This is a genomic window from Sphingobium phenoxybenzoativorans (assembly GCF_001757355.1).
GTDB classification, from domain to species: Bacteria; Pseudomonadota; Alphaproteobacteria; order Sphingomonadales; family Sphingomonadaceae; genus Sphingobium; species Sphingobium phenoxybenzoativorans.
Genome location: NZ_MINO01000046.1, coordinates 25,658 through 31,677 on the forward strand (window position 1 = coordinate 25,658; position 6,020 = coordinate 31,677).

Below are 6,020 nucleotides of genomic sequence, written 5' to 3' on the forward strand. Positions count from 1 at the left end.
CGCTGCACAAGCGGGCGTTTCACGCCCAGCCGTGCGGCTGTGGCGGCGAAAGCACATCCTGTCCCCCGCCCTTCACGCCGCCGTTCATCCGGGGTTCCGATTCACCCCGCCGGCGCATCGATTGAAGCGGGCGGTTTGGAGAACCAGACCGGCCCTTCTCCCGTCATATGGAAACAGTCCTCCAGCCGTACGCCGAAGCTGCCGGGAATGTAGATCCCCGGCTCATTGGAAAAGCACATGCCGGGCGCAAGCCTGGTGGTTTCGCCGCGCACCAGATTGACCGGCTCATGCCCCTCCATGCCGATGCCATGTCCGGTGCGGTGGGACAGGCCCGGCAACTTATAATCCGGCCCATATCCAAGGCCCTGATAATATTGACGAACGGCGTCATCCACCGACCCCGCCGGCGCGCCCGGCCGCGCGGCGGCGAAGGCGATCTGCTGCCCCCTCGCCACCTGCTCCCACACCTTGCGCTGCTCGGCGGTCGGCTCCGCGCCGACGACGAACGTGCGGGAGACGTCCGACTGATAGCCTTCCACGGTGCAGCCGCAATCCATGAGGACGATATCGCCCGCTTTCACCACCTGCGGCTTGTCGCTGCCATGCGGATAGGCCGCCGCCTCGCCGACCAGCACCAGCGAAAATTCGGGACTGCCGCCCAGCGCTTTTGTCGCAGCGGTCATCAGCGCGCCTATGTCCTTTGGCGTCATGCCCACCCGCACCTGCGGTATCGTCCAGCGATAGGCGGCGATTGTGACGTCAGTCGCGGCCTGCATCAGCGCGATTTCAGCCGCCGTCTTCACCATGCGGCATCCCCTGGCCACAGGGTTGGCGGACACCAGCCGCGCTTTCGGCAGGGCGGTGCGCAATCCGTCAAAGGCGAAGAAACGCGCCGTCTCCTCGATCCCGATCGTCGCGGCACCAAGGCCCTGAGCGGTCAGGACCGCCGCCGCGAGCGCGAGCGGGCTTTCATCCTCCTGCCAGACGCGAATATCCGCCGGAATGCCAAGCGATTGCTCCACCGACGGCTTTTCGAAGAAGGGCGTAATGATCACCGGCGTCCCTTCCGCCGGAATGATGGCGGCGGTCAGCCTTTCGCTGCGCCACCAATGGACGCCCGTGAAATAGATAAGGCTTGCGCCCGGCTCAATCAGGATCGCGCCGATGCCGTTGGCCTTCATCAGCGCCTGCGCGCGGGTCAGCCGCGCCTTGCGCTCGTCGGCGCTGATCGGCGCGACGCCGCCCGTGACCGGCTTCAGCTCCGCCGCTCCATTGTCTCCGGCAAGCAGGAGGCGGGGCATCCCGGCGGCGATCGCGCAGCCGGAGAGACCAGCGATCTGCAGCAGCCTCCTGCGATCAAGCATAAGCATAAGGGCCTCCCTTCGACAGCGCCGCCCGGTAAGCGGGCCGGGCGTGCATGCGTTGCAGCCAGTCATGCAGGCGCGGCCGCGATCCGTCCAGACCGCCGCGTGCGGCCGACGCCTCCAGCGGGAAGCTCATCATGATGTCGGCGGCGGTGAACTCGTCGCAGGCGAAGTGCGCCCGCGCCGCAAGTTCGGTCTCCAGCCAGTCCAGATGCTCGTCCAGCATGCCCTGGATCGCGCCCTTTGCCGGTTTGCCAAGCAGGCCCAGACGATTGACGACGAGCAGCGCCAGCAGCGGCGGCATCATCGATCCTTCGGCATAATGCAGGAACTGCCGGTATCGCAGCACCGTCTCGCGATGCGGCGGCGGCCCCAGCCTGCCATCCGCCTTTTCCACCAGATATTCGACGATCGCGCCGGTCTCAGCGAGGATAAGGCCGTCATCCTCGATCACCGGCGATTTGCCCAGCGGATGCACCGCCTTCAGCTCCGGCGGGGCGCGCATCGTGCGGGGATCACGCTCATAGCGCTTGACCGTGTAGGGAAGCTCCAATTCCTCAAGCAGCCACAGCACGCGCTGGGAGCGGCTATTTTCCAGATGATGGACAATGATGGTCATGCCGATGCCTTTCGCGCTGTCCATATCCAGGCGGCTGCGGGAAAGCGCACCACGCCTCCGGCGAGATGCGCGGCGCAGAAATCCTGCAGCCGCCGCAGGAAGGTCGCGCGCGCCTCGCCCGAAATCGACGCCAGGGCGCGGGCGGCGGGGCCAATCCGCTGGAAATAGGACATGGCGTCGGCGACGGGATCATGGCCCGCGCCTGCGACATAGGGGAAGTCCACCGGCTCGACGGCGGTCTGAGTCCATCCCGACGCAGCCAGTAGGTGCTCGACATGGGCGGGATCGGCAAAGGCGAACGGCCCCGGCGCGCCAGGCGGTGGAACCGGGGCGGTCATATCCGGCAACAGCGCGCCGATCCCGCTCGCCCAGCGATTTTCCTCGACGCTGCGAAAGCAGGAGAAGATCAGGCTCGCTCCGGGCCTTGCGCTTTGCCGGAGATTTTCGAACGCAGCGACAGGATCATCGAAGAACATGACGCCATGCCTGGAAAACAGCATGTCGGGAACAAAAGCCGGGTCGCGCCACCGGCTGGCGTCGGCGACGGCAAAGGCGATGCGCGGCGCATCCCCGGCCCTTGCACGGGAAATGCCGACCAATGCCTCCGATATGTCGATACCCAGCAACCGGGCGCCGGATACGCCATCGGCAAGGGCCAGCGTCGTGCTGCCTGCGCCGCAGCCGATATCCAGAATGGCCCGTACATCGTTGCGATAAGCGATATCGGCCGCCCGGTCGATCAGCAGCCGGTGCAGCCCTTCAAATGTCCGGTCGGTTCGAAGCCATTCATCGGCCCAGACATCGCCTGTCTTGCCCTGCCAATCCTGCATGAGAGTCATAGTCATGCCTTTCCGCGCCGGGTAGCCGAGGCGAGGGATGCCTGAGCAGCCTCTATATGACAATGGCTCTTTCCTGAAAGCGAGCCGGGCCGGGCAATAGCGGGACGATAAAAGGCCCGCCGGCTGGGGTAGCGCGGGCGGGCCTTTTCGGATCGTGAAGCCTGAAGGTCAGGCGAAACTGCGGTACGTCATACCGGCTGTACGGGCCGGCGGCGCGTTCCGCTATTCGCCGTCATCCTCCGCTTCGGGTCCTGTCATCATCGCTTCCGCGACGGCTTCCGTCTTGGCCCGCACCGCCTTTTCGATGCGGTCGGCCATTTCCGGATGTTCCTTGAGGTATATCTTGGCGTTCTCGCGGCCCTGCCCGATGCGGACGGAATCGCAGGAAAACCACGCGCCGGACTTCTCGACGATTCCCGCCTTCACGCCCAGATCAAGTATCTCGCCGATCTTGGAAATGCCCTCGCCATACATGATGTCGAATTCGACCTGCTTGAACGGCGGAGCGACCTTATTCTTCACCACCTTCACCCGCGTCGCATTGCCGACAATATCGTCGCGATCCTTGATCTGGCCGGTGCGGCGAATGTCCAGACGGACGGAGGCGTAGAATTTCAGCGCATTGCCGCCGGTCGTGGTTTCCGGGTTGCCGTACATCACGCCGATTTTCATGCGGAGCTGGTTGATGAAAATCACCATGCAGCGCGAACGGCTGATCGAACCGGTCAGCTTGCGCAGCGACTGGGACATGAGGCGCGCCTGCAGGCCGACATGGCTGTCGCCCATCTCGCCCTCGATTTCCGCGCGCGGCACCAGCGCCGCCACGGAGTCCACCACCAGCACGTCAATGGCGTTGGAGCGCACCAGCGTATCGGTAATCTCCAGCGCCTGCTCACCGGTGTCGGGCTGGGAGACGATCAGTTCGTCGATATTGACGCCCAGCTTCTTGGCATAAACCGGATCCAGCGCATGCTCGGCGTCAACAAAGGCGGCCGTACCGCCATTCTTCTGCGCCTCTGCAATGACATGCAGCGCCAGCGTCGTCTTACCGGAGCTTTCCGGCCCATAGACCTCAATCACGCGGCCACGCGGCAAACCGCCAACGCCCAGCGCGATGTCGAGGCCAAGCGATCCGGTCGAGATCGCCTCCACCTGCATGGTTTCCTTCGAGCCCAGCTTCATTGCCGAACCCTTGCCGAAGGCGCGATCGATCTGGGCGAGCGCCGCCTCCAATGCTTTCTGTCTGTCCATTGTCCCCGTCTTCTTATCGGAATCGATGAGTTTCAGCATTGCGGTCATCGGCCTATCCCCTGTCAAGCGGATCACGCCATTATCGGCGTTCAAATAGCGATGTACCGGATTTGTTCACTTGGAACAATAGGAGAACGAAAATTATTTATGCGCGATCCAAACGGCCGCTACCCAGCCGTTTCCAGCAGTTTTTCAAGGACGCGCTCGACCGAACCCATGGTGAACGGCTTGGCCAGCGTCATGCGGTCGGAAAATTGCGTCGGCACATCGTCCGCGCTGCCGCCGGTGGCGAATACGAACGGAATCCCCCGCCCGGCGAGTATCTCAGCGACCGGCCATGATTTTTCGCCACGCAAATTGCAGTCGAGCACGGCGGCGTCAAACTCCGCGTCGCGCGCCAGATCGCATCCTTCCTGCAATGTTCCGGCAACGGCGTGGAGACGATAGCCGAGCGCATCGAGGAAATCCTCCAGCATCATGCCGATCATGGCTTCGTCTTCAACGACAAGAATCGACTTGGCAGCGCTCATAGGCCCCTGTTGCATGCCTGTCCTTGACATTGGGCTAACGCAAAGCCGTCGGCATTCCTAGTCTTTTCAGCTTGATCCAAATATATCAGGAAACAGCGGCGCCTGCGCCCATCGCGTCGCGCGCGGCCTCCGCCAACTGGCTTACGGAGAAAGGCTTGGGCAGGAAGGCGACATTGGCGATGTCGATCGATTTCCGAAGCTGCTCCTCGGCATAGCCGGACATGAACAGCACCGGCAGGTCGGGATGCGTCTTGCGCGCATGGCTGACCATCGTGGGCCCGTCCATATTGGGCATGACGACATCGGAGATCAGCAGGTCGATAGTCTCTCCGCCCCGCGCCAGCACCTCCAACCCCTGTTCGCCGTCAGCGGCGGTCAGCACCGTATATCCCTGCCGGCTGAGCGCGCGCTCCGCCACGGCGCGGACCATATCCTCATCCTCTACGAGCAATATGGTGCCGGTGCCCCATGTCTCGCCGCGCTTGTCGGCGATGCGCGGCTTGTCCGCCGTCCGTTCGGGCGTCACGGCGGCGTGCACCGGCAGGTAGATCACGAAACTCGCGCCCCGCCCCGCCTCGGATTCGGCGAAGATGAAGCCGCCCGACTGCTTCACGATGCCATAGACCGTCGACAGGCCAAGTCCCGTGCCCTTGCCCACTTCCTTCGTCGTGTAGAAAGGCTCGAAAATCTTGGAGATGACGTCGGGCGGAATGCCATGCCCGGTGTCCGACACCCGGAGCGCCGTGTAATCGCCGATGGGCAATATGTCGCTCCGCATCTCTCGGACGCGCGCCGCCGGAACTGCATAGGTCTGGATATTGACGGTGCCGCCATTGGGCATGGCGTCGCGCGCATTGACGGCCAGATTGACGATCACCTGCTCCAACTGGCCGGGATCGGCGCGCACCGGGCCAAGGCTGCGGCCATGGCTGACCTCCAGCTTCACATTCTCGCCCAGCAGCCGATTGAGCAGGTTGGATACGTCGGCCACAATATCGGGAAGCTGCAGCACCTGCGGCCGCAACGTCTGCTGGCGGGAAAAGGCGAGCAATTGCCGCGTCAGCCCCGCCGCGCGGTTGCTGTTCGACTTGATCTGCTGGATGTCGTCATAATCGCTGTCGCCCGGCGTATGCCGCATCAGCATCAGGTCGCAATGACCGATGATTGCGGTCAGGATATTGTTGAAGTCATGGGCGACGCCACCGGCAAGTTGGCCGATCGCCTGCATCTTGGTCGCCTGCGCCACCTGCCTCTTGAGCTTCGATTCCTCGCTATTGTCCTTCAGGCTGAGCAGCACCGCCGCCTCGCCCAATCCGCGCACGCCCGCCATGCTGAGCGCCACCGGCTCGTCGGGCTGCGCCCGCATGCGGATGGCGATATCGCCCGACATTTGCGGGCCAACGGCATAGCGGCGCAC

6 protein-coding genes are annotated in these 6,020 nt (G+C 63.8%); all 6 read right to left on the reverse strand.

All coding sequences use genetic code 11. The annotated features are described in order from the left end of the window. Nucleotides 1–101: 101 nt before the first annotated feature. Entirely contained in the window at nucleotides 102–1,370 is a 1,269-nt protein-coding gene (locus BHQ40_RS17510; RefSeq protein ID WP_070157075.1) for a M24 family metallopeptidase, read from the reverse strand. Beyond that, nucleotides 1,357–1,983 (reverse strand): glutathione S-transferase family protein, encoded by a 627-nt coding sequence (locus tag BHQ40_RS17515; RefSeq protein WP_070157083.1) that lies wholly within the window; start codon nucleotides 1,981–1,983, stop codon nucleotides 1,357–1,359. The genes BHQ40_RS17510 and BHQ40_RS17515 overlap by 14 nt, the downstream gene beginning before the upstream one ends. Next, nucleotides 1,980–2,828 (reverse strand): class I SAM-dependent methyltransferase, encoded by an 849-nt coding sequence (locus BHQ40_RS17520; RefSeq protein ID WP_253183404.1) that lies wholly within the window; start codon nucleotides 2,826–2,828, stop codon nucleotides 1,980–1,982. The genes BHQ40_RS17515 and BHQ40_RS17520 overlap by 4 nt, the downstream gene beginning before the upstream one ends. Before the next feature lie 216 nt (nucleotides 2,829–3,044). Then, entirely contained in the window at nucleotides 3,045–4,121 is a 1,077-nt protein-coding gene (gene recA, locus BHQ40_RS17525) for a recombinase RecA (RefSeq protein WP_070157077.1), read from the reverse strand. Nucleotides 4,122–4,240: 119 nt separating this feature from the next. Then, nucleotides 4,241–4,603, reverse strand: a complete 363-nt coding sequence (locus BHQ40_RS17530) for a response regulator (RefSeq protein ID WP_070157078.1) — start codon at nucleotides 4,601–4,603, stop codon at nucleotides 4,241–4,243. Nucleotides 4,604–4,688: 85 nt separating this feature from the next. Further along, the coding region (locus BHQ40_RS17535) for an ATP-binding protein (protein WP_139139347.1) at nucleotides 4,689–6,020 on the reverse strand (1,332 nt) is incomplete at its 5' end.

Excerpts from the sequence above, each read along its gene's own strand:
- BHQ40_RS17510 (WP_070157075.1), bottom strand. The coding sequence starts at position 1,370 with ATGCTTATGCTTGATCGCAGGAGGCTGCTGCAGATCGCTGGTCTCTCC.
- BHQ40_RS17515 (WP_070157083.1), bottom strand. The coding sequence starts at position 1,983 with ATGACCATCATTGTCCATCATCTGGAAAATAGCCGCTCCCAGCGCGTG.
- BHQ40_RS17520 (WP_253183404.1), bottom strand. The coding sequence starts at position 2,828 with ATGACTATGACTCTCATGCAGGATTGGCAGGGCAAGACAGGCGATGTC.
- recA (WP_070157077.1), bottom strand. The coding sequence starts at position 4,121 with ATGACCGCAATGCTGAAACTCATCGATTCCGATAAGAAGACGGGGACA.
- BHQ40_RS17530 (WP_070157078.1), bottom strand. The coding sequence starts at position 4,603 with ATGAGCGCTGCCAAGTCGATTCTTGTCGTTGAAGACGAAGCCATGATC.